The sequence below is a fragment of the Bradyrhizobium sp. LTSPM299 genome, assembly GCF_000938235.1.
In the GTDB taxonomy this organism is placed as follows: Bacteria; Pseudomonadota; Alphaproteobacteria; order Rhizobiales; family Xanthobacteraceae; genus Bradyrhizobium.
Map to the genome: position 1 here is coordinate 67,595 of NZ_JYMU01000071.1, position 22,940 is coordinate 90,534.

The 22,940-nt window shown below is 61.0% G+C and carries 20 protein-coding genes; 3 read left to right on the plus strand and 17 right to left on the minus strand.

Going from position 1 to position 22,940, the window contains the following annotated elements:
• Nucleotides 1-6: 6 nt before the first annotated feature.
• The 7 genes from UP10_RS32435 to UP10_RS32465 form a co-directional block, all read right to left on the minus strand.
• A complete protein-coding gene (locus UP10_RS32435) occupies nt 7-987 on the minus strand; it encodes an FAD binding domain-containing protein (RefSeq protein WP_044591258.1) in 981 nt (326 codons plus the stop codon).
• Nucleotides 984-1,658 (minus strand): 2Fe-2S iron-sulfur cluster-binding protein, encoded by a 675-nt coding sequence (locus tag UP10_RS32440; protein ID WP_044591259.1) that lies wholly within the window; start codon nt 1,656-1,658, stop codon nt 984-986. The genes UP10_RS32435 and UP10_RS32440 overlap by 4 nt, the downstream gene beginning before the upstream one ends.
• A gap of 30 nt (nt 1,659-1,688) precedes the next feature.
• Nucleotides 1,689-1,892: a DUF1427 family protein gene (locus tag UP10_RS32445; RefSeq protein ID WP_044591260.1), complete on the minus strand. Its 204-nt coding sequence runs from the start codon at nt 1,890-1,892 to the stop codon at nt 1,689-1,691.
• Between the two features lie 9 nt (nt 1,893-1,901).
• Nucleotides 1,902-2,870: a quinone oxidoreductase family protein gene (locus tag UP10_RS32450; RefSeq protein ID WP_044591261.1), complete on the minus strand. Its 969-nt coding sequence runs from the start codon at nt 2,868-2,870 to the stop codon at nt 1,902-1,904.
• Between the two features lie 102 nt (nt 2,871-2,972).
• Nucleotides 2,973-3,374, minus strand: a complete 402-nt coding sequence (locus tag UP10_RS32455; protein ID WP_044591262.1) for a cupin domain-containing protein — start codon at nt 3,372-3,374, stop codon at nt 2,973-2,975.
• A 139-nt stretch (nt 3,375-3,513) separates the two neighbouring features.
• Entirely contained in the window at nt 3,514-6,624 is a 3,111-nt protein-coding gene (locus UP10_RS32460) for an efflux RND transporter permease subunit (protein ID WP_044591263.1), read from the minus strand.
• Nucleotides 6,621-7,802 (minus strand): efflux RND transporter periplasmic adaptor subunit, encoded by a 1,182-nt coding sequence (locus UP10_RS32465; RefSeq protein WP_044591264.1) that lies wholly within the window; start codon nt 7,800-7,802, stop codon nt 6,621-6,623. Before UP10_RS32465 ends, UP10_RS32460 begins: the two co-directional genes overlap by 4 nt.
• Before the next feature lie 84 nt (nt 7,803-7,886).
• On the opposite strand from UP10_RS32465, the gene UP10_RS32470 reads away from it, so the two are divergent.
• Both UP10_RS32470 and UP10_RS32475 read left to right on the plus strand, forming a co-directional pair.
• The gene (locus tag UP10_RS32470; RefSeq protein ID WP_156180436.1) at nt 7,887-8,648 is read left to right on the plus strand and encodes a hypothetical protein; all 762 of its coding nucleotides are present in this window, start codon (nt 7,887-7,889) and stop codon (nt 8,646-8,648) included.
• 310 nt (nt 8,649-8,958) lie between these two features.
• Nucleotides 8,959-11,334 (plus strand): FdhF/YdeP family oxidoreductase, encoded by a 2,376-nt coding sequence (locus UP10_RS32475; RefSeq protein WP_156180438.1) that lies wholly within the window; start codon nt 8,959-8,961, stop codon nt 11,332-11,334.
• Nucleotides 11,335-11,382: 48 nt separating this feature from the next.
• On the opposite strand, the gene rpoH is transcribed toward UP10_RS32475, so the two are convergent.
• Together rpoH and UP10_RS44705 are read right to left on the minus strand one after the other, a co-directional pair.
• Nucleotides 11,383-12,321, minus strand: coding sequence for an RNA polymerase sigma factor RpoH (rpoH, locus tag UP10_RS32480; protein ID WP_044591384.1), 939 nt, complete (start codon nt 12,319-12,321; stop codon nt 11,383-11,385).
• Nucleotides 12,322-12,665: 344 nt separating this feature from the next.
• On the minus strand, nt 12,666-13,022 hold the full coding sequence (locus UP10_RS44705; RefSeq protein ID WP_197086951.1) for a hypothetical protein: 357 nt from the start codon (nt 13,020-13,022) through the stop codon (nt 12,666-12,668).
• Nucleotides 13,023-13,400: 378 nt separating this feature from the next.
• On the opposite strand from UP10_RS44705, the gene UP10_RS32490 reads away from it, so the two are divergent.
• The gene (locus UP10_RS32490; RefSeq protein ID WP_044591267.1) at nt 13,401-13,718 is read left to right on the plus strand and encodes a hypothetical protein; all 318 of its coding nucleotides are present in this window, start codon (nt 13,401-13,403) and stop codon (nt 13,716-13,718) included.
• Nucleotides 13,719-13,846: 128 nt separating this feature from the next.
• Here UP10_RS32490 and UP10_RS32495 read toward each other — a convergent pair whose 3' ends face one another.
• The 8 genes from UP10_RS32495 to UP10_RS32535 all read right to left on the minus strand — a co-directional run bounded on the left by UP10_RS32495 (nt 13,847) and on the right by UP10_RS32535 (nt 22,920).
• The gene (locus UP10_RS32495; RefSeq protein WP_044591268.1) at nt 13,847-14,065 is read right to left on the minus strand and encodes a hypothetical protein; all 219 of its coding nucleotides are present in this window, start codon (nt 14,063-14,065) and stop codon (nt 13,847-13,849) included.
• 96 nt (nt 14,066-14,161) lie between these two features.
• On the minus strand, nt 14,162-15,502 hold the full coding sequence (locus tag UP10_RS32500) for a PQQ-dependent sugar dehydrogenase (protein WP_044591269.1): 1,341 nt from the start codon (nt 15,500-15,502) through the stop codon (nt 14,162-14,164).
• A 5-nt stretch (nt 15,503-15,507) separates the two neighbouring features.
• The gene (locus UP10_RS44710) at nt 15,508-16,182 is read right to left on the minus strand and encodes a DUF2231 domain-containing protein (protein ID WP_156180440.1); all 675 of its coding nucleotides are present in this window, start codon (nt 16,180-16,182) and stop codon (nt 15,508-15,510) included.
• Nucleotides 16,183-16,625: 443 nt separating this feature from the next.
• Nucleotides 16,626-17,117, minus strand: coding sequence for a Dps family protein (locus tag UP10_RS32515; RefSeq protein WP_245322019.1), 492 nt, complete (start codon nt 17,115-17,117; stop codon nt 16,626-16,628).
• 662 nt (nt 17,118-17,779) lie between these two features.
• A complete protein-coding gene (locus UP10_RS32520) occupies nt 17,780-18,493 on the minus strand; it encodes a DUF1614 domain-containing protein (protein ID WP_044591386.1) in 714 nt (237 codons plus the stop codon).
• A gap of 555 nt (nt 18,494-19,048) precedes the next feature.
• Nucleotides 19,049-20,629: a sensor histidine kinase gene (locus UP10_RS32525; RefSeq protein WP_044591272.1), complete on the minus strand. Its 1,581-nt coding sequence runs from the start codon at nt 20,627-20,629 to the stop codon at nt 19,049-19,051.
• 242 nt (nt 20,630-20,871) lie between these two features.
• Entirely contained in the window at nt 20,872-21,087 is a 216-nt protein-coding gene (locus tag UP10_RS44715; protein WP_156180442.1) for a hypothetical protein, read from the minus strand.
• 27 nt (nt 21,088-21,114) lie between these two features.
• A complete protein-coding gene (locus tag UP10_RS32535; protein WP_044591387.1) occupies nt 21,115-22,920 on the minus strand; it encodes a PAS domain-containing sensor histidine kinase in 1,806 nt (601 codons plus the stop codon).
• Nucleotides 22,921-22,940 lie beyond the last annotated feature (20 nt).

Genomic DNA, 22,940 nt, shown 5'->3' on the forward strand with positions numbered 1-22,940 from the left:
TTTCCCTCAGGTCCGGGTGGTCTCTGTCAGCACGCTGTGCAGCGTGCGTCGCGTCAGGGGCATCTTGAAATCGTTGCCGCCAAATCCGCGCGCGCCCTCGAGCACGGCATCCGCGGCCGCGTTGAAGGTGGTCGCGTCGGCAGCTGCGTTGACCAACCTCTGCTCGGCCTGCATGACCCGCCACGGCCGATGCGCCAACCCGCCAAAGGCCAGCCGGGCCGTGCGGATCCGGCCGCGCGCGCTGTCGACGATTGCGGCGACTGAAACCAGCGCAAAGGCGTAGGAAGCACGATCGCGGACCTTGCGGTAAACCTGCACGCCCGGAGGCGGCGGAGGCAGCGTCACCGCGGTGATGATTTCGCCCGGCTTGAGCGACGTCTCGATTTGGGGCGTGTTGCCGGGAAGGCGATAAAAGTCCGCGATCGGGGTTACTTTGGTTTCGCCCTGGCGATTGACCGTCTCTACTTTTGCGTCGAGCGCCTGCATCGCTACCGCCATGTCCGACGGATGTGTCGCGATGCAGTACTCGCTGGTGCCCAGGATCGCGTGAATGCGGTTAAATCCGGCAAGCGCCGCACAGCCGGAGCCGGGGCTGCGTTTGTTGCAGGGTTTTGTAATGTCGTAGAAATAGTAGCAGCGGGTTCGCTGCAGCAGGTTGCCACCGGTCGTGGCCTTGTTGCGCAGCTGCGCACTGGCGCCGGCCAGCAGCGCGCGGCTCAGCACGCCGTAACGCTGCCGCACGCGTGGGTCAGCGGCAAGATCGCTGTTGCGAACCAGTGCGCCGATACGCAGTCCACCGTCGGCTGCCTCCTCGGTCTTGTCGAGCGGCAGGCGGTTGATATCGACCAGATCCGAAGGTGTCTCGACCTGCAATTTCATCAGATCGAGCAGATTGGTGCCGCCGGCAATGATTTTCGCACCGGGCTTTGCGGCCGCGGCGGCGGCTAGCGCCGTCGAGTCGGCGCGCTGATAGCTGAAGGCTTTCATGTTGCCAATCCCGCAGCTTGTTTGATGGCCGCCACAATGTTGGGGTAGGCCGCACAGCGACAGATGTTACCGCTCATTCTTTCGCGGATTTCGATATCGGTGAGTTCGGTGGCCGGCTTCGTCAGATCGTCGGTCACGTAGCTCGGCATGCCCGACCGGCTTTCGGCCAGCATTCCGACGGCCGAGCAGATCTGGCCGGAAGTGCAGTACCCGCACTGAAAGCCGTCATGTTCGACGAAGGCTGCCTGCAGCGGATGCAGCGTCTCGGCGTGGGCGAGCCCTTCGATCGTCGTGACCGATTGACCGTCGTGCATCACCGCCAGCGTCAGGCAGGAGTTGATACGGCGGCCTTCGATCAGCACCGTGCACGCGCCGCATTGGCCGTGATCGCAGCCCTTTTTCGAGCCGGTCAGGGCGAGGTGCTCCCGCAACGCATCGAGCAACGTCGTTCGGGGGTCGAGGGTCAGCGAATGCGCATGACCGTTGATCTCAAGAGCGACGGTCGCGGGAGGTAGGGGCGGCTCATCATTGTCGACGGCACCGGCGGCAAGGGCAGCGTGCGGAAGTGCGGTCAACAGCAACGCGGCGGTTCCGGTCTCGATGACGGTGCGGCGGGTCACTTCAAATCGATTTGGTGCATCCGGTTCGCTGTTGGATTCGTGGTCGTCCATGATTGCTCCATGTCGTTGGGTTTACTGCCGTCATTGCTCGGAAGAGTGCTGGACCGACGTTTGAGGCGTTGGCTCGATCCGGCGCTTCGCGATGTCTACCGCTTGCTGCCCCAACACCATTCCGAACAGGCCGACGAGGGCGATCATCGGCGGCGCCGGAGAGCGGACATCGACGAGGCCATAGGCCGCGCCCACCGCAAGCCCCATGAACAGGGACACGAGATACCCCATCATAGCCGCCTCCTATTGCTGCGGTTGCAAGACGACCCGACCGGCGGAGCCAGCCGCGACCTTGCGATAGGCGTCCTGCACGTCGCCAAGGCCGCAGGCTTCCGCAATCGGTGCGGCACGGTAGTCGCCCGCCAAAAATCCCGGCGTCAGCGCTTCCAGCACCCTGGCCGAGGCCGTGAGGTCGGACTTCAGCGTGTCGATACCGAACAGGCGGCTTTCGTTGTGGTAGAAATCGGCGATGTCGAAGCTCACCTCACGCCGGCCAGTCGCGGCGATCTCGACCAGCCGGCCGCGCAGTGCCAGGCTGTCGACGGCGGTTCGGAACATGATGCCGCCGACGAGATCGAAAACGACATCAGCCCCCTTGCCGTCGGTCGCCGCACGCACCTCGGTCGGCAGATCCTCGGCGCCGACGATCAGCTTTTCGGCGATACCAAGGATCGGTGCGTCCGGATGTGGTGCTTGCCGTTCGGCGCCGATCACGCGGGCGCCGAGCCGCCGGGCGATCTGCGCCGCGGCGCCTCCGACACCGCCCCCGGCTCCGATCAGCAGAACCGTCTCACCGGCGGTGAGCCCTGCCGCCTGAAGGCCGCGCCATGCGGCCATGTAGTTAACTCCGACCGACGCGGCTTGGTCGAAGCTGAGGGTGTCGGGTTTCCTGCGCAGACTGGCCACAGGCACGGCGATCATCTCCGCATGGGTGCCGTCGCGGGTAAAGCCAGTGTCTCCGCCGGTGCCCCAGACCGCGGTCCCGATCCACTCGGCCGGCCCCGTCTCTACCACGCCCGCGAAATCGCGGCCGGGGGTACGCGGCAATGTCGTCTGCTTCATGGCCCCGGCGACATTCTTGACGTCGCTCGGATTGATCGAGGCCGCCATGATCCGCACCAGCGCCGTCGTCTCGCTGCGGGCGGGAGCTGCGATCTTCGCCACCTCGAGCACCGAGGGATCGCCAAAGGTCTTGAACCGTATTGCGCGCATGACTCGTTCACTCTTGGCTTTGCTTCGTCGCGAATTAGACTCTTCGTCGACTTCCTCTGCGACTCGAAAGTCCCTGCCGGCTGTCTTCAGCAGAACGCCCGCTCACAGCCAGCTGTCATCCGGAAGATTGACCACGATGGGTGTCGCCGTGCTGCGCACCACCACCCATCGAAACGGCTCCTGCTTCGAGGGATTGATTTCCATGTGTGGCAGAAATCCGGGAACGTGAATGAAGTCACCGGCTTGCGCGCACGCGACAGATTCGCCTCTTTCGCCCCAGCGGATTTCACAGATGCCGGAGAGCACGTAGGCGATGGTTTCCTGTTCTCCGTGATGATGAATTCCGGTCCGCGATCCCGGATCCACCTCGAACAGGCCGCCCCAGATGGCCGACGCAATGCCGAGCGCCGGCGTGATCGCGGCGCGGCGTTCCGAGCCCGGGGTCTGCGCCGTTCCGGGATCGAATTCGGCCGGGCTGACGATGCGAATTGCGGAAAGGGTCATGGCATTCCCGGATCAGTTGGATCATCTATCGGATAGCTAAGCAGCGGACGATCCGGGGACCATTAAATTGGCGTTTAGTGGCCCGCGTTGCGCAGCGCGCAATCGTCGAAGCCATGGAGCAGGCCGGTCGAGGAATGCTTCATTCGGCGGGCGTCGCTTCGGGATGGCCTGAGGGTTGTTGCGGCGTTGCGCCGAACAGCCAGGTCTGAAGCTCGTCGAGATAGATGTAGACGACCGGCGTCGTATACAGGGTGAGAATCTGCGACAACGCGAGGCCGCCGACGATGGCATAGCCGAGCGGCTGGCGAATCTCCGAGCCGACCCCGGTGCCAATCATCATCGGTACAGCGCCGAGCAGCGCCGCCATTGTCGTCATCAGTATCGGGCGAAAACGCTTGATGCAGGCCTGGTAGATTGCTTCCTCGGTCGATAGACCTTCGTTGTGTTCGGCGTGCAAGGCAAAGTCCACCAGCATGATGCCGTTCTTCTTGACGATGCCGATCAGCAAGATGATGCCGACGATCGCGATCACGCTCAGATCGTAGTGGGCCGCCATCAGCAACAACAGCGCTCCAACGCCGGCCGATGGCAACGTCGAGATGATCGTGATCGGATGGATCAAGCTCTCGTAAAGCACGCCGAGAATGATATAGATCACGAACAGCGACGCCGCGATCAGGATCGGTGTGCTCGACAACGACGCGCCGAATGCCTGGGCATTGCCCTGGAAACTGGTTTGAACCGACAGTGGCGGATGCAGCTGCTTTTGGACCGCGTTGATGGCGTTGACCGCCTGTCCGATCGCGGTGCCCGGCGCGAGGTTGAACGAGATCGTCACCGACGGGAATTGCCCGGTGTGGTTGACCACGAGCGGAGCGACCTTCACTGCCGAATCGATCAGCGTCGACAGCGGCACCTGCTGTCCGCTCGACGATTTGACGTAAATGCCGTTGAGCGCCTCGGGCCCGTACTGAAATTTCGGGTTGACCTCCAGAATGACGTGGTACTGCTGCAGGGTGGTGTACATGGTCGAGACAATGCGCTGGCCGAAGGCATCGTCGAGCGTGTTGTCGATCGTGTACGGCAAGATGCCGTAACTCGAGGCGACTTCGCGCTTGATCGAGATGTCGAGCAGCGGTCCGGAGCTGAGCTGATCGGTTGCCACGTCGGTGATGTCGGGTATCGCCTTGAGCTTGTCGAAGAACAGCGCCGACCAATGCTCGAGCTCGCCAGGATCCGCATCGTTGAGGGTGTACTGAAACTGGGTCTTGTTCAGGCGCGCGCCGACCGTAATGTCCTGGGCGGCCTGCATGTAGAGCGTGATGCCCTGGATTTTCGCAAGATTGGTCCGCAACCGGTCGATCACCTTCTGGATCGGGTCGCGTTGGTCTGCTGGCTTGAGCTGGATGAAGACGCGGCCATCGTTGAGCGTATAGCTGCCCCCGCCGGCGCCGACGGCCGAGCCGACCGTCGCGACAGCCGGATCCTTCATGATGCCGTCGAGCAAGGCCTGTTGGCGCTCCTTCATCGCCTGGAAGGAAATGTCCTGCGCGGCCTCGGATTGGCCGATGATCAGACCGGTGTCCTGCTGGGGAAAGAAGCCCTTGGGAATGATGACGTAGAGGTAGCCGGTCAGCGCGATGGTTCCAAGCATCACCATCAGCGTGATGAAACGGTGTCGAAGCACGATTTTGAGGCCTGATTCATAGGCGTAGAGCAGGCCATCGAAGCCGCGCTCGGACATCCTGTAAAGCCATCCGTGGTGCTCGCTTTCGGGCTTGAGCAGGTACGCGCACATCATCGGCGTGAGCGTCCGCGAAATCACCAGCGAGAGGACGAGCGCAATACTGACGGTCATCGCGAACTCGCGGAACAGCAAGCCGACATAACCGCCCATCAGGAACAGTGGGATGAAGACGGCGATCAGCGAAAACGTGATCGCCATGACGGTGAAGCCGATCTCGCCCGAGCCCTTGAGTGCAGCGTCATACGGCGACATGCCATCTTCGATGTGCCGTGTGATGTTCTCGATCTCAACGACGGCGTCGTCGACAACGAAGCCGACCGCGATCGACAACGCCATCAGTGACAGATTGTCCAGGCTGTAGCCCATCTCGTAGAGGATCGCGAAGGTACCGATCAACGACAGCGGCACGGTGACGGCCGGAATGATGGTCGCCCAGAAATTGCGCAGGAATATGAAGATGACCATCACGACAAGCGCAATCGTCAGCAGCAAAGTGAATTGCACGTCGTCAATCGAGGCACGGATCGTCTGGGTACGATCGGAGATGATATTGACCTTGACGGCGGCCGGGATCGAGGCCTGAAGCACCGGCATCATCGCCTTGATACGGCTCACCGTCTCGATCACGTTGGCGCCGGGCTGCCGCTGGACCGACAGAAGGATCGCCCGCTGATTGTTGTACCAGCCGGCGATCAGCTCATTCTCTCCGGCGCTGACGGCGCGACCGATATCGCGGACGCGGACGGGTGATCCATTGCGATAGGCGATCACGAGATCAGCGTACTGATCGGGTTTGAACAACTGATCGTTGGTGTTGAGCGTGTAGGTCTGGCGCGGGCTATTGAGGGTACCCTTGGGAAGGTCGACATTCGCCTGGCCGAGCACTGTCCGCACGTCCTCCAGGTTGATGCCGCGGGCCGCGAGCGCCTCCGGATCGACCTGGATGCGGACAGTCGGTTGCTGCGCGCCGCCGATACCGACGAGGCCGACGCCGGATACCTGTGAGATCTTCTGCAGCAGGATATTTTGCGCGTAGGCGTCGACAACCGTCAGCGGCAGGCTGTCCGAGGTGATGCCAAGAACCAGGATCGGCGTGTCGGCCGGATTGACCTTCCGGATCTGCGGTGGGTAAGGCAGACCGGCGGGCAAATAGGCGTTCGCGGCGTTGATCGCCGACAGCGTGTCGCTGACCGCCCCGTCGATCTGTCGATTGAGGTCGAACTGCAGGGTGATCTGGGTGTAGCCGAGCGCGCTGGCCGACGTCATCTGCGTAAGACCCGGAATCTCCCCGAATTGCAGCTCGAGCGGTGACGCCACCGTGGAGGCCATGGTCTGGGGGTCGGCGCCGGGCAGCTGGGCGGTGATGCTCAGCGTCGGATAATTGACATTGGGTAAGGCCGCGACCGGGAGCAGCGGATAGGCGACCAGGCCGCCCACCAACAAGGCAACCATCAGCAGCGCCGTCGCGATCGGACGATGAATGAAGGGTGCGGAAATATTCACGGGATCGGCGCCTGTAGCGCATCCTGTGCGGCTTCTTCCAGGGCTGCCTTGCCGTGCAGCAAAGCCACATGCGCACCAGGCTGCAGCTTGTATTGCCCGTCGACCACGACCTGCTCATTTGCTGAGAGGCCGGAGTCGATTAGCGCCTGTCCGTCGCTGATCTGCGCGACCTTGATCTGGCGGATTGCAACGGTGTTGTCCGGATTCACCACATAGGCGTAGGCCCCCGTCGGACCTTGCTGCACGACGCCCGCGGACACGGTTAGGCCATTGCGCCGGGTGTCGACGAGCAGTCTCGCATTAACGAGCTGGCCCGGCCACAGCTTGCGCGTCTTGTTGGAAAAATTGGCCTTGAGCTGGATCGAGCCGGTGGTCTGCAGGATCTCATTGTTGACGAGGCCGAGCACGCCATGATCGAGCAGCGCGGTGTCATCCTGGTTGTAGGCCAGGACCGCGAGCGGCTTCCTGGTCGCCTGCTGTTGCTGCTGGATTTGCGGCAGCGCCGTCTCGGGAAGCGTGAAGATCAGCGAGATCGGATCGAGCTGGGTGACGACGACGAGCCCGTTCGCGGTTGACGGACTGATGATGTTGCCGACGTCGATCTGACGAATCCCGACCACGCCATCGATCGGCGAGGTCAGGCGCGTGTAGCTGAGCTCGACCTTCGCCGCATCGATCAGTGCCTGATCAGCCTTGACGGCGGCCTCGAGCTGCCCGACTTGCGCCTTCTGGGTCTCCAGCAGTTGCGGGGTCGCCCAGCCCTTCTGTCCCAATGTGGTGTAGCGGGTGAGATTGGCCTGAGCGTTGATCAGCTGCGCCTGGTCACGCTCCAGATTGCCCGTGTACTGGTCGATCAGCGCCTGGTAGGGACGCGGATCGATCTGCGCCAGCAAGTCGCCGGCGTGCACGGTCTGGCCTTCGGTGAAGTTGATGCTGATGATCTGTCCCTGGATCTGGGCACGCACGACGTCGGTGTTGTATGCGATCACCGTGCCGACGCCCGTAAGATAGATTGGCACATCGTGCTGCGCGACCGTCGTGGCGACGATCGGCACCGCCGGTGGCGTTGGCGCCGCGACGGCTTCTTCCAGCGCGTGAACATGCGCGAAGTAAGAAAGGCCGGCGGCCGCAAGCAGGGCAATCAGCGCGATGATGGACACAACGACTTTCTTGTTCATGGCCGTTCTCGCTCTGGGAAAGCAGATCTTGCCTAACAGCTGGTGGACAAGCTTGTGGTCATCCCCGCGGTCGGACACGGGAAAATGCTTGTTGTTGTGGATAGTGTCGTGGTCGGAGCCGCAATCGTGGAAATGGTTGGCGCCGCGCTCGATCCCACCGTGCCCGCAATCGGCGATACGGCTAGCGTCGGCACCGCAGGTATGCCGCTGACCCCGAGGCTGCCGATCTCGGTCGAACCCAATGGAATTCCGGTCCGACTGACGCCGCCAGGCGCAGTGGGTGCCGTTGAGGTCGGAGTCGATGAGGACGCAACGCCGGTCGAGCCGGAGCCGCACATTCCCGATAGTCCCGCCGTATCCAAGGTTCCTGACGTGGTCGACATGCCAGTTGTGGTCAAGAGCCCGGCGGAGCTTGAGGTCCCCGACGTTGATGATCCCGACATTGCCGTGGTGCCTGCCATCGCCCCGCTAGCCGTTCCTGCGGTGGCGGGCGCGCCAACTCCCATTCCGATTCCGCCGCCATCGAAGCTCGTGGAGGATCCGAACATCGTTGTTGGTGCGGTTCCTGTGGTCGAGCATGCCGTGCCACTGCTCGTGCTCGGTATTGCGATCGTGCCCGTCACGCCGGTCGGCGCCGGACTAAGTCCACCTGAGGTGATCTCGGTGGCGCCGAGTCCGATTCCGGTCGGTCCAACCGCCGTGCCGACACCCGCGCCAAGCGGCGACGTCGCCCCGAGGGTAGGGGTTACCGGCAACGTGCCGACCTGCGCGGCGGCTTCGTTGCAGGCGAGGAACGCGGTAAGCGCAACAGCAATCAACGCCAGTTTCATTGTCGGGTCCCGTTGAAATCTGTGCCGGCGCGGTCGGTACTGTCGGCATCGCGAGCGAGCTCTCTTCCGCCAACCGCTGTCGTTTTCGGCTTCGATTGATAGGTAGCGGGCGTCCGAATCTGTGCAACTAAATACGCGTTTATTCTCCGACTCAGATTCGCTTCGGGTTGCGTCGATGAAGACCCGCTGAAGCCAGACCTCTCGATGCTAAATCTTTTTTTAATTGAGCATGTCGCGCCCGGTGCCAACGTCCATCATCTCGGACGGAAACCCGTCTGGACACCGAGATCGTCTTTCGGCCACGCGTCACCACGATGGAGAGCACAATGACCGACGACGATGTCGTAGGCGTCGGCGATTACGAGGGAGCTGCGGCGGGGTGGGGCGCTCTAAAAGCCGTGGCAGACGCGCTGCGCGGTCAGAGGGCCCTTGTAAAGGAGACGCGCGGTCTCCTCAGTATGAACCAGCCGCATGGGTTTGATTGCCCGGGCTGCGCCTGGCCCGATCCCAAACATACCTCCTCGTTCGAGTTTTGCGAGAACGGAGCCAAGGCGGTCAGCTGGGAGGCGACCGCCAAGCGGACGACGCCGGAATTCTTTGCAACCTACACGGTCAGCGAACTCTGGAGTCGGCCGGACTTCGATCTCGAGAACGAGGGGCGCTTGACCCACCCGATGGTCTACGACCGGACAACCGACAGATACCTGCCGATCTCGTGGGACGAGGCGCTGGCGCGGATCGGCGCCGCGCTCCGTGAGTTGCCGCATCCGGACATGGCTGAGTTCTATACGTCCGGCCGCGCCTCCAATGAGGCGGCTTTTCTCTATCAGCTGTTCGCGCGGGAATACGGAACCAACAATTTTCCCGATTGCTCGAACATGTGCCATGAGGCGACGAGTGTCGGCCTGCCGCAATCGATTGGTGTCGGCAAGGGAACCGTAACACTGGAAGATTTCGATCACTGCGACGCGCTGATCTGTATCGGCCACAATCCCGGCACCAATCATCCCCGCATGCTGACGACGCTGCGCGAGGTCTCCAGGCGGGGAGTGCCGATTATCGTCTTCAACCCGTTGCGCGAGCGCGGGCTCGAACGGTTCACGTCGCCGCAGAGCCCCGTCGAAATGTTGACACTAAGCTCAACGCCGATCGCCTCGACCTACCGTCTGGTGAAGGTTGGCGGCGACATTGCGGTGCTGAAGGGGATGATGAAGACCATCGTGACCCTCGACGCTAAAAGTCTCGCGGAAGGCGGCCCTGGTATTCTCGATCGCGACTTCATCAGAGACCATACGACCGGAATAGATGATCTCCTGCTTGACCTTGAAGCGACCTCTTGGGAGGCGATTGAGGAAGCCTCCGGTCTGTTGCGCTCCGATATCGAGGCCGCCGGCAACAACTACGCCAAGGCGGAGCGCGTCATCATCACCTACGGCATGGGAATCACCCAGCATCGACACGGCACCGGCAATGTGCAGCAAATCGCCAATCTGTTGTTGCTCCGCGGCAATCTCGGACGCGAGGGTGCCGGGATATCTCCGTTACGCGGCCATTCGAATGTGCAGGGCGATCGCACGGTCGGCATTACCGAGATTCCGAACGACGCGCTTTTGAACGGACTGGCCCGCGAGTTCGGATTCGAACCGCCGCGCCACAAGGGCCACAACGCGATCGAAGCCATCGAAGCGATCCGGGATGGGCGATCGAAGGCGCTGGTCTGCCTCGGCGGTAATCTTGCCGTTGCGATGTCCGATCCGGATGTCACGTTCGCCGCGATGCGCAAGCTCGATCTCGCGGTGCATATCGCCACTAAGCTCAATCGGTCCCACCTGCTGCTCGCGAAACAGTCGTTTATCCTTCCCTGTCTAGGACGCACCGAGATCGATATGCAGGCGACCGGTCCTCAATCGGTCACCGTGGAAGACTCAATGTCGATGGTCCATGCCTCGCGCGGCCGCCTGAAACCGGCGTCCGAGCATCTCAAGTCAGAACCGGCAATCATCGCGGGACTGGCGCTCGCCACATTGCCGGGCACGCGAGTCAAATGGGCGGACCTGATTTCCGATTACGGAAGGATCCGCGATTGCATCGAAGCAATTTTTCCGGAGTTTGCGGATTTCAACGCCCGCATTCAGACGCCGGGTGGATTTCGGCTCTATGTTGCTGCGTCAGAGCGTGATTGGCGGACGCCGACGAAAAAGGCCAATTTTCTTGTCTATGCCGGACTGGATGAAGATCCGCGCGTGACGGATCGCGAAACCCTCACGCTCACAACGATCAGAAGTCACGATCAGTATAACACGACAATCTACGGCATGAATGACCGCTATCGCGGAATTACGGGGCGACGCGACGTCGTATTTGTTAATGAACGTGACCTCGCCAGCCGCGGCTTGAGGCATGGTGATCTCGTCGATATCGCCGTCGTGTCCGATGCGGAATCGAAAGCGGAAGAACGGGTTATGTGCAACCTCACAGCGGTCGCCTACGATATCGCGCAGGGTTCGATCGCGATGTACTATCCGGAAGCGAACGTCCTGGTGGCGCTCGATCATTATGACGCCAAATCCGGAACGCCGTCCTATAAGTCGACACCGGTTCGGCTGCAAGCGTCGCCTGTCCATGAGGAGCTGCGACGATTGGGGGAGGCGGTTGATTCAAAGAGCGGCCCCACGAGGCGCAAAGAGGTGCAGGCGGGTTGATCGGCGATGGGGCAACTTGGGGCCTCAAACGTATCCGTAGATCGGATTTCAGTTTGGACGCCCTAGGTCGCCAGTACGCGCCAGCTGTGCCTGCATGGCGAGGTTCTTGGTCGCTTTTCGCACTTTCTCGAATGCGCGAGCCTCGATTTGCCGTATGCGCTCATGCGAGACGTTGAACGTTTCCGCCAGGTCCTCGAGGGTCAGCGGTTTGTCGGTCAGACGTCGTGCTTCGAAGATGCGGCGCTCGCGGTCATCCAGCGTCGCGATTGCGGCGGCCAGAGCCTTGAGCTGATGCTCCTTCTGGTCTTGTTCGACGACGATGGCTTCCGGAGAAGGCGACTGATCAACGAGCTGGTCCTGCCATTCGCCGGATTCGCCATCATTGTTGATCGGTGTATTGATGGATTTATCACCACAGATCCGTCGATTCATCTCGACGACATCCTGGCTCGCGACATTAAGGTCGTTAGCGATCAGAGCCACCTGATCAGGATGCAAGTCGCCGCTTTCCAATGCGGCGATCTTGCTTTTCGCGGAGCGCAGTTTGAAGAACAGCTTCTTCTGGTTTGCGGTGGTTCCGATCTTCACGAGGGACCACGAACGCAGGATGTAATCGTGTATGGACGCCCTGATCCACCACATCGCGTAGGTGGCAAAGCGAAAGCCCTTCTCGGGTTCGAATCGGTTCAGTGCCTGCATCAAGCCGATGTTGCCTTCTGCGATGACTTCAGACACAGGCAGACCGTAGCCGCGGTAACCCATGGCGATCTTGGCAGCGAGACGCAGATGACTTGTCACGAGCTGGTTGGCAGCATCACGGTCGCCGTGCTCGCGCCAGCGTTTGGCGAGGTTATACTCCTGGTCTCGTTCCAGCATGGCGAAGCGCCTGATGTCGTCGAGATAACCTCTGCTGCGGCCGCTTCCTGAGCGCGCCGGCTCGCGCCGGGTTCGAATTGCGAGGCCTGCGAATTGTCCCTCAATGCCCATGTCGGTCACTCCGTCGTGGTAAGTCGGATATCGGCTGCCGCTGAAAGTCGAGCGGATCACCAGATGATAGGCGCAGCGCGCGGACGGCCCACTAAATTGAGGTTTAGGACATTAAATTCGAATTGAAAGGCAGGGCGGCTGTGCGATGCCCGTTGCATGGTGCAAGCGCCTGCCCGGCGGCGTTGTTCAGTGGCGCTTCGATCCGGCCCAGCAGTCGCGAGAGGCCGCTGCGGCTGGTGCCGTCGGCCTGACAGATTTGGCGTTAGACACGTTTTCGCCAATGCTCCAGGCGGGTCCGGGGGAGCAGAAGCCGCGCGTTCGCGGCTTCCGGATCGGGCTCCCGTTCAGAAGGGGCAGTTGTACGATTGGTCGTAGAGGTCGTGCGGATAGTACGGACAAACCATACCGCCGCCGTAGTAGCCGCTGCCGGCGAAACGATGCCGTCCGCCATCAAGGCGGTCATGCCCGACATCTGCCATGCGACCCGTGGACGCGCCGCCAACGTGCTCCGCGCCAAGGCCGGCCATGCCTCCGCCCAAACCGCCGACGTGACCGGCGCTAAAGCCGCCCATGTGGCCTCCGCCAAAACCGCCGCCGAAGCCGCCGCCATGGCCGCCCCCTCCACCGCCACCGCCACGGGCTTGTGCGTCGGTAGCAAGCAGGCTGCCGGCGAGCGCCACGCTCGCCAAAATCATCATCACTCGTCCTCTCATAATATTCTCCTTTGGGATGGGCGAACTGTTCGCCACAAGTCGTTTCAGACGCCGGCAGATCCGAACGAAAACGCCAACGCCGTATGGAGTGAAGGTGGGGATGCCGATTGCGTGGCCCTATTAAATTCGGCTTCATCCCGCCAAGGCCGAATGGCCTCGCTCGACGGGTGGCGCGGAAGTGACGCGATTGTTATCGGGCACAGGATGCTTCGACACTATCTCGTCCGCGAGTAGGCGATCCGCGCGCGAGCACCGCCGCTTCAACGAGAGTGGACTCCGGACGATCCGGGGTCTTCGGTCATTGAGCGCCGACCGCATCAACAACCGCGTCGAAGCCTTCAACACCAATTGTGCAAGGAGCGCGATATGCGAAAACTGATCATGGCGACCTTCGTGGTCCTGCTCACCGGGCTCTCCGCCAGCTATGCCCGCGGCGGGCATGGGGGAGGAATGCATGAGGAAGGCATGCGTGAGGAAGGGATGCAAAGCCTGTTGGCGCCGGCGAATCCAACGGTCCCGCCCTCATTGACAGCGGATCCCAGGCTGGTTGGGAGCGCGCCGCTTCCGCCGCATCATCAGCCAACATCGGCCGACGTCTCCGCGGTCCCGGACGCGATGCTCAAGCCGACCCCCGAAGAAACTGCCGTCGATCGGGCGATCGGAAACATCTGCCGAGGCTGTTGAATGCAGGCCATGCTGTGTGCACAGGGCACAATGCTAAGCTGGCGCGTCTGCGTTCGCCGGTAGCGCGAATTGGAACGTCGCGCCGTGCAGCAAGCTTGCCGTGGCCCACAACCGGCCGCCGTGAGCGTCTATGATTTGCAGTCGGGGACGTCTCTGTTTTCGTTGGATGGTTCTCCGGTCGTTGGATCGCGGCCATTGGCATCGCGAAAGGCGGCCATTAGCCGATCCTGCGTCAGCCGCGCGGGCGAGGGCCAGCCACCGGTGTAGGCGAATGCTCCGGTCACGCTCAGCATGACGGCGCCGATCGCGTCTAGACGGACCAGCAGTTCGGGATGGGCGCTAACCATCTTGAATCCGTGCGTTCGGCGAGCGGAGCCCGCATGGCGCCCGTTCTCTGCGCCATGCGGGCTGTTCATTTGACGACAGGCTGGAGGCGCGCTTCGCTAACTGGCAGGCTTCGATGTGGAGCCCGACACCCGCCACACCGTGTTTCCGACGTCATCGGCGATCAGCAACGCGCCGCTCTTGTCGACGGCCAGGCCAACCGGCCGTCCCCGCGCGTGATTGTTCTGATCCAGGAAACCTGTGACGACATCCTGCGCCGGGCCGCTGGGCTTCCCGCCACTGAATGGCACAAAGACCACCTTGTAGCCGTTGAGCGGCGTTCGATCCCAGCTCCCGTGTTCGCCGACAAACGCACCGCTGCGGTAGCTGGCGGGAAGACCGGTGCCGTGGGACATCGCGAATCCCAGTGGCGCGACGTGTGAGCTCAGCGCGTAGTCCGGCACGATCGCCGAGGCCACCAGGTCGGGCCGCTGCGGCATGACGCGAGGGTCCAGATGCTGGCCGTAGTAGCTGTAGGGCCAACCATAGAAGCCGCCGTCCCGTACCGACGTCATGTAATCCGGAACCAGGTCGGGTCCGATCTCGTCGCGTTCGTTGGCGATGGCCCAGAGCTTGCCGGTCTCAGGCTCCCATTGAAGGCCGGTCGGATTGCGCAGGCCGCTGGCGTAGATGCGATGCGCGCCCGAGGCGACGTCGACTTCCCAGACCGCGGCACGCTCATATTCGGCCCCGATGCCGTTTTCGGTGATGTTGCTGTTCGACCCGACACCGACATAGAGCTTGGTGCCGTCCGGACTGGCCAACAGCGATTTGGTCCAGTGATGATCGATCGGTCCGCCGGGAAGATCCGTGAGCTTGGTGCCCGCTGTGGTGATGCTGGTCTGTCCGTCCTGATACGGATAGCGGACGATGGCATCAGTGTTCGCGACGTAGAGGTCGTGACCGATCAAGGCGACGCCGAACGGCGAGTTGAGATGATCCAGGAATACGCTTCGCACGTCGGGAATGCCGTCGCCATCGGTGTCGCGCAACAGCGTGATGCGGTTTTCGTCCTTTGCCTTGGCGCCGGCAAACGTCTGCACCCAGCCCGTGATGATGTCCTTCGGTCGGTAAATCGGCGCTTTCGGGCCATTGCTCTCGACCACCAGCACGTCTCCATTGGGCAGGACATAGACGGAGCGTGGATGCTGGAAGCCGGTCGCCAGCGCGCGAAGCTGCAGTCCTTCCGATGCGGTCGGAGTTTCCTCGCCCCATCCTACGGCTTTTGCGATGTGAATCGGCGGCAGCAAATACTGCTGCAAAGCGGGCAGCTTGGGATTGGCGCCGATCTGGACTTCCGGATCACCGCCACTGTCACAGCCAGCGAGTCCGAGGCCGGCGACGAGAAGAGCGGCGAGATGCGGCAGCTTCGCCACACGTGCATGCTTGAGGATGTGCATAGTGCTTAAACTCCGAACCGATGGCGATTTGTCAGGATTCTGGTCGCAACGGCTGTCAACACCAAAACGACGACGACAAGTGCCGACAGCATCAGGCCGGTCGGGACCACCGCGGTGTAACCGTCGCGGCTGTGAACGAAGGCGTTTGTCAGCGCGAGCAGGACCGCGAGCGCGTAGCCAACCACACGCGGCCAGGCAGGCAGGTCGATTCGCTCGCCGACCACAAGCTCGATCGCGTAGGCGATGGTCGCGAAGCCCGCCACGACCAGACCGGCGGCAATGAGCCAGATCGAGAACCTCTCCCACAACACATCCGGCATCTGCCAGTAGATGAAATCTGTGGCCAGAGCGCCGACAAAATAAGCAACGGAAAACAACGCCAGTGTTCCGTGGATCGGTCGCCGACGCGGCCCCTTCGCCGACTTCAAGTCGGCATCGCGTATGAAACTTGCTTCGATGATCGTAGCGTGCTGCTGCATGTCGCGATTCTCCTGAATGACGTTGCGCGTATCGCTGCTTCGGGCGGCCCGATCCGTGTCCTGACCGCCAGCGTGAAGGCTTGGGCCGACAATGCAATATCGGCGCTGTTCGCGCGCAGGTCCTCTAAATTCTGTTTTAATCTTCGAGGGTACGCGCGCAGCAAAAATGAACGAAACGCTTATATCGCCACCGGCTCGCACGGCCTTTCGACCCCAGATCGTGATTGGCAGCGTGCATCAGTGGGTGCACAGCGGGCGCCTCGTCGACGAAGCTGCGCTCAGCTTCGCACTTGCCGGTGTCGATGATCTCATCAAGGAGATCCGAGCAGCGCGCACTGTCCGAATGTTGGGATGAACGCCCGGCCGCCGTACGGATGGTCACTACAGGATGTCCGGAGAATTCATCCCCAAGCCGTAAAAAGGCTCCGGTCTCCGTGCTTTAGCCGCAGCGAACGGTCTGAACGATCGATATCGCGTCGCTGGCAGGGAATGTTTGTCTGAGCGCATCGTCGAGCTGAGCATTGACACGTTCCCATTCCTCTTCTTGCGTTGTTGATCGTGTCGATCGAGCGTTCTTTTGTATCTTCCGACGCTTGGGAATTGTGCGGCTGTTCCTGTCGCTCATTGGTGCTCCTGTCCGGGGCTCAGGAGGGCTGACCGCATTCGAAGAGGAACCAGATTCGCTTCTCGGTCTCGTCGATCCAGTTCTCCAACAGGCTTGCGGTCGCCACGTCTCCCGCGTCGTCGCAGAGTGAATGAACCTCGCGCATGTTGCGCGTCAGCGTCGCGTTGTCGTCGCGGAGTTCCGCGATCATGTCGAGCGGCGCCACATACGCGGCATCGTTGCCGACGACGCGCTGAACGCGCGCGATATGCCCGATCGAACGAACGGTTGTCCCGCCGATCTTCCGCACGCGTTCGGCGACAGGATCCGTCATGGCGAAGAGCTGGTCGCCTTGCTCATCCAGCATCAGGTGGTAATCGCGGAAATGCGGGCCGGACATGTGCCAATGGAAATTCTTGGTCTTCAGATACAGTGCGAATACGTCCGCGAGAAGCAGCGTCAATGCGGCCGAAATATCACTGACCGCCTCTTCCGAAAGCGTGGTGGGAGTGGTGAGCGGTGTTTTCTGCAACATGGGAGCGACCTCTTCGATGATAGCCAGGTGTCTCCAACCGCATGCAGATGGCGATCTGCCGCGTGCACACCGGGTCGTACATACGTCTCCCTCGTTCGGCGATGTTTCAATTAAAAATCGGTTTAGTCACGGCATGCGCCCCGTCAACGCACACGCAAATCCGCGATGCCGCGATCGTGACGCTCCTGCACGGTTTCTAAAGCGGAGTTTAGCGGCGTTCACCAAATGCGATCACATCTCCTTCATAAGCAAGAATCGTCGCGTTCTGCGCACGGTGGCCGGTTTGAACGGTTGGAGTGCAGACGCGTCATCAAGAAGGAGTACGGCAATGCGTTTGATAACTATCACAAAGCTGGTCGCAGTCTCGGTCGTGCTGTTAGGTGGGACGCCGGCATTTGCGGCTCGAACCGTACATCCGGATGTTCACAGGATTTGCGGTGAGCAAAATGCCGCGTACTGTGGCGGAACCCGTTTCAACGTTGAGATTCCAGGCGCGGTCAGCAATCCGCGAGCAACGGCCGATGATGCGCAAGCCAAGGCAAACGCGGCCAGCAAGACCTGGCCCGGCGACATGGTCCTGGACTAATCTTCACGGCTCACAACCGCCGTCGGCATTCTGACAGATGGTGCGGCGCTGCCATTGTCACGCGTCCGTTCGCCTACGACGCTGGCTGCAGCCGCGATGGCGAGACAAGGCCCGCGAGCAGCACCGCCAGGATCCCGGTCAGGAATATACCGTCAAATGTCCCGGCGCCACCGATGGAGGCGATCGGTGCGCCCAGGCTGCCGATCTTGTCCAGGTTGAGAATATCGGCGCCGATGAGCGTTCCCATGGAGCCGCCGACATAAGCCAGCGGCGCTGCATATTGGCGGGAGAGCATCAGTGCAAGGATTGCCGTGACCATGACCGGGACAAACACAGGCACGGCAATGCCCATGCCTGCCACAGGCGTCGCCGCGGAATGCACAATGACGGCGACAATGGCGACGGCGATCGCTGCCCTGAGCCACAGCTGATAGCGAAGCATGAGATAAGCGGACATCAACGTCGGGATCACCGCACCGCCGATATTCACCGCCAAGATGGTGCTGGGTGAAACCACGAATGGAACGACATAGCGCATGCCGAAGTAGTCGACGATCTGCCCTGACTGGACCGGCGGCCCGGGCAGTACGGTGATCGGAAGATTGAAGTAGCTTCCGATCAATGAGCCGAACAGGAGCAGGAGAGCAGCCCGCGGGCCCACGCCAAGCCGCATATAGGCATATCTGAGAATACGGAGCTGGATCAGGATGACCAGCGCCAACGCCAGAAAAACCAGGATCGAAAAGAATCCGGGTGTCAGCGGCAAATAGTGGATACTGGAATCCATCATATCGACGGCCTGTTTCGGTTCATGCCACAACGTAATTTGGGAAGAGCCCGAACGATCACAAGGACTATTAACTCCCCCTGTTAAAGGATGCTGCTACGGTCAGTAAGGGGCTAGATCGGTGGGCTTTTCTGCGGCAGCAGTTTCGCACAACGCCAGCTACCGCGCGGGCGTTATCGAAGAAACGTCGACGACGGTCACCCGGTCAGCGGCAGGGCAATCGCATATGGCTACGGCCACGTCCCATAGCCCGGCCATGACGACGTGGAAACGTCAGCTGCAGAGGTCCCGCAAACGCGATAGTCCGGGGCGAGGGGTGCTTGCGCGATTTCGGAATAATGGAATAATACCGCTGAGTTGCCCGACATGTCAAGGTGTCGTGTCGAGCGCTGGCAGCCGCCGGCTACTTTGCATGGGGTTGTTTTCGATATTTTGGCAGTGCACCCCTGCGGAGGCAGGCTATCACATATGGCTATCAGCCCACGTTCCCTGGCTCGCCCGGCTTGTCCCGGCCATCACGACGCGGACATGTCAGTTGCAGAAGCCGCGAATGCCCTATGCGATAGCTCCGCGGTCGGTGGGGAGGACAAAATGAAAGACCGCGCCCTCGGCCTCGTTCGGCGCAACCCACAACCGGCCATCATGGGCCTCGATAATCGAACGACAGATCGACAAGCCCATTCCCATACCGTCGGACTTTGTCGTGAACAGCGGGTCGAATATTCGATCCGCATCTTGGCGGCCGATGCCGGAGCCCGTATCTACAATCGATACCAATACGCTGCCATCGTCGTTGACTCCGGACCTTACGCACAGGATCCGCTTTACATCCGTGGACACCATCGAATCGATTGCGTTCGTGATCAAGTTAACGAGCACCTGCTGTAGCTGGATTCGGTCGCCTCTTGTCACCGGTACCTGCGCATCCAATTCGACTTGCACGTTGATCCGGTGTCTCTGCAGATCACTGCGCATCGACGCGAGCAGTTCTTCGATGAGATCGTTGATGTTGAGCTGAATCCTGCTCCGAGTGTCCTTCTTGAAGATCGCCCGAACACTTCCGATCACCGCTCCGGCGCGATGGCCGTCAGCGACGATGTTCTTGAATGACGCCTTTGCTTTTTCGAGATCGGGGATCGGGCGCTCAAGCCAGCGCAAGCCCGCATCGGCATTCGATATCATCCCCGTCAACGGCTGCTTGACCTCGTGAGCTATCGTCGCAGCGACCGCGTCACCGGTCATGAGGCGCGCCTCGCGCTCGCGGCGTTGTGCAAAGACCGCGCGGAGCAGCTGCGCGTAAAGGAAGGTCGTCTCGCACAACAGGACAAACAGGACGAGACTTCCGGAGACGAGCCCGCAGGCGCGGCTGGCATACCAGCCAACGGTGAAGCGTGACGAGAGGTTGAGAGATAACTCCGTCACATACGCGCACATCACCACCATCAACCAGAGATCGAGCACTGAACGCCAGCGAGTCCAAAGTACGATGAGTGCAAGGACGCTCAACAGCGCCGATAATCCGACAGAATAGGTCCAGAGCGGGGCAATATGGGTCGCATCAATCATGAGGCGAGGCATCAGTCGATCGCTTGCTATGATAAAAAATGTCGCCAGAGATACGACAGATGCGATCACGGCAATACTCGAAAGAATGGCCGTACCCGCAGAGCCCCCAACTTTCGTTGGCTCTGCATTCTTCAACAAAGCATAGGCGATTACGAACATCGGAAAACCGCTGTGCCATAGAATGTAGAGCCAGGTCGTGGTCTGCAGTCCGGCACCGAGCAGGCCGGCCGGCGCAAACAGGCCCGGAAAGGTCAGCAACCACGCGACGACGACGAGTGCCGTGAAGACATATCCGCTTGCGATCGCGAGGAGGGCGCGCGAACGCAAGACGGAGAACTGGGCGAACAGCAGGACTGCGGTGATCGAGTCGTTCACGAAACTCGCCGTGCCATAGGCCGGGACCACGGCGTCGACACGCGCCAGCTGGATGTTCGAGACTGGCGCTACCGTGAGCGCAGCCAGCAACGCCAACACGACGACCAGAGCAAGTCGTTTCTGCCTCCGACCAGGAGACAAACTCGTGAGGATGAAATCCTGTTCCTCCAACACGACTGCGGTCGTGTTCACCATGGGAGCGACTCTTGGCCGTGGCTGGAAGGTTCGGCAGGAAATCCATGCGGCTTCACCGCTCTTCCGATGCGATAGCTCGGTTCGCCATCCGCGGCAACAAGCAGGATCGGGGGCAAGCCGTTGCCGGAACCCCGGTCGATGTCGACCGCCCGTGAGAACACGTAGTCCAAGAGCTCCTTCACGGGGATTCCTGCCATGCGGACTATCATGGCCATTGATTAGGCTATGTTTGCTCTTGCCCGTCAATCCAAAAGCGGCCAGGCGGTTGCAAGCTGCTCGCATGTCCGCACCGATTTTCTAACATAGAATTTAATGGTGTCGGCAGGCTGCGAACCCGGATCGACCTCGTGCGCATCAACGATTTCTGCGACACGGATTTCCCGATGACGAGGCTCTGTCGCGAGAAGAAAGCAGAACTCGACGGGATAAAAGAGATTGCAGACGGCTTCTAACGCCAACCGCGGCATCGTTTACCTGAGACCCGGCTACCGCAGTTCAAGCGGGAGGTAGAATTGAAAGACGGCACCCCGAGGTTCGTTCGCGGCGGCCCAGATCTGCCCACCGTGAGCCTCGACGATCGAACGGCAGATCGCCAGGCCCATGCCCAAGCCGTTGGATTTGGTCGTGTAGAAGGGCTCGAAAAGGCGGCCCACACTCTCGGTGTGTAGCCCCGGGCCAAAATCCCGCACTCCGACGAGCACGCGGTTCGACGCCTCTCTCTCGGTACTGATCTGTATTTGCCGCGCCTTCTCGTCGATGCCGCTCATTGATTCGACGGCATTGAGGATCAGATTGAGGATCACCTGTTGCAGCTGGACGCGGTCGCCTTCGACAAGTGGCAAGGCCTTCGCGAGCTGGGTCTCCAACGAGACGCCATGCCTGAGTAGTTCGCTCCGGGTGAGAGTAATGACGTCGAGGACAGCTTCATTGACGTCAACCCACGCCTTGTGTGGGGGCGCCTTCTTGATGAGGCTGCGGATTCGATGGATGACGTCGCCAGCACGCATACCGTCATTGACGACCTGGCCGAGGATCTCGCGGATGCGGTCCAGATTGGGCGGTTCGGCTCTCAGCCAGCCCAAGGCGGCCTCGGCGTTAGCGACCACCCCGGTGATGGGCTGGTTGACTTCGTGGGCGATTGAGGCAGCGAGCTCACCCAATGCCGTGACGCGCGAGATGTGAGCGAGTTCCGCCTGTGCCTGGCGCAGCTCCTGTTCGGCCCGCTTGGCCGCAGACACGTCCATGATTGCTCCCACGAACTCGACGCCGCCCAATTTATCGTTTGCGGCGCGAGCCACAACGTGCACGGACTTGACCGAGCCATCAGGCATCAGCAGTTGATGTTCAATCTCCCAGTCGTTCCCGTCGCGTGTTGCGTGGTCGATCAGCTGCCGCACTTGAGCAATGTCAGTCGGATGGACTCGTTGTAAGATCAGGTCCAGCGAGGGCTTGGCTGTTCGGTCGTATCCAAAAACTCTGAAAGTTTCTTCCGACCAGAAGATCTCCCCACCGGAAATTTTCCAACCAAAACTACCCGTGAGACTTAATCTCTGCGCTTCTGCTAAATAGGCGTCGCTTCGTCGCAAGGCTTCTTCAGCCTGCTTGCGCTCCGTGATGTCGTTATTGGTCTCCAAGGTTGCAACCGGACGGCCCCGTGCATCCCGTCGCACGGACCACCGACTCGCCACCGTCGCCTGGGTGCCGTCTTTCTTTGTATGGACGAGCTCCCCTTCCCAGCGGTCGGTGCGAAGCAACTCGGCCATGATCTCTTCGAGGGGCATGGGAAAGACCGTCTGCATAAGTTGATGCGAGGACTTGCCGACGGCTTCCGCTTTTTTCCATTTGTACAGCTCTTCGGCACCGCGATTCCAGTAAATGATGACATCATTTATGTCGCGCACGAAGACAGTGTCGTGGGTGAGATCGAGGAGTCCGGCCTGCTCGCGCAGCACCATTTCCATCGATTGACCCTGGATAGCGAGGAAAGTCGTAACACCAATGGCCGCCAGACTGAGAACGCAGGTCGAAAGAGTGATGGCCGGCGATTGACCGGGCTCAGACAACCAAGAACTTGCCACCGTCAGCGCCATTAATCCCAACGACGCGAGCACAAGACCACGTTTCTGAAGGAATCTGGCAGCCAGCACCACAACGCCCACGTAGAGCACGGCGACGGCGCTGTCTCCCGGGGTAATGATGTCAACAATGAAGATGGCAATAGTGATGGCAATGCCAATCACCGGAAGAACGCGCGACGCGAATGCTGCCGGCGAAGTCGCACTATCCTCCACCTGGCTCTGCTCCGTTCGCA

What these genes read in the sequence shown, in the direction of transcription:
- UP10_RS32455 (WP_044591262.1), bottom strand. Translation starts at nt 3,374, where the DNA reads ATGACCCTTTCCGCAATTCGCATCGTCAGCCCGGCCGAATTCGATCCC.
- UP10_RS32490 (WP_044591267.1), top strand. Translation starts at nt 13,401, where the DNA reads ATGCGAAAACTGATCATGGCGACCTTCGTGGTCCTGCTCACCGGGCTC.
- UP10_RS32445 (WP_044591260.1), bottom strand. Translation starts at nt 1,892, where the DNA reads ATGATGGGGTATCTCGTGTCCCTGTTCATGGGGCTTGCGGTGGGCGCG.
- UP10_RS32435 (WP_044591258.1), bottom strand. Translation starts at nt 987, where the DNA reads ATGAAAGCCTTCAGCTATCAGCGCGCCGACTCGACGGCGCTAGCCGCC.
- UP10_RS32440 (WP_044591259.1), bottom strand. Translation starts at nt 1,658, where the DNA reads ATGGACGACCACGAATCCAACAGCGAACCGGATGCACCAAATCGATTT.
- UP10_RS32465 (WP_044591264.1), bottom strand. Translation starts at nt 7,802, where the DNA reads ATGAACAAGAAAGTCGTTGTGTCCATCATCGCGCTGATTGCCCTGCTT.
- UP10_RS32520 (WP_044591386.1), bottom strand. Translation starts at nt 18,493, where the DNA reads ATGGATTCCAGTATCCACTATTTGCCGCTGACACCCGGATTCTTTTCG.
- UP10_RS32475 (WP_156180438.1), top strand. Translation starts at nt 8,959, where the DNA reads ATGACCGACGACGATGTCGTAGGCGTCGGCGATTACGAGGGAGCTGCG.
- rpoH (WP_044591384.1), bottom strand. Translation starts at nt 12,321, where the DNA reads ATGGGCATTGAGGGACAATTCGCAGGCCTCGCAATTCGAACCCGGCGC.
- UP10_RS32525 (WP_044591272.1), bottom strand. Translation starts at nt 20,629, where the DNA reads ATGGTGAACACGACCGCAGTCGTGTTGGAGGAACAGGATTTCATCCTC.
- UP10_RS32500 (WP_044591269.1), bottom strand. Translation starts at nt 15,502, where the DNA reads ATGCACATCCTCAAGCATGCACGTGTGGCGAAGCTGCCGCATCTCGCC.
- UP10_RS32450 (WP_044591261.1), bottom strand. Translation starts at nt 2,870, where the DNA reads ATGCGCGCAATACGGTTCAAGACCTTTGGCGATCCCTCGGTGCTCGAG.
- UP10_RS32495 (WP_044591268.1), bottom strand. Translation starts at nt 14,065, where the DNA reads ATGGTTAGCGCCCATCCCGAACTGCTGGTCCGTCTAGACGCGATCGGC.
- UP10_RS32470 (WP_156180436.1), top strand. Translation starts at nt 7,887, where the DNA reads ATGCTTGTTGTTGTGGATAGTGTCGTGGTCGGAGCCGCAATCGTGGAA.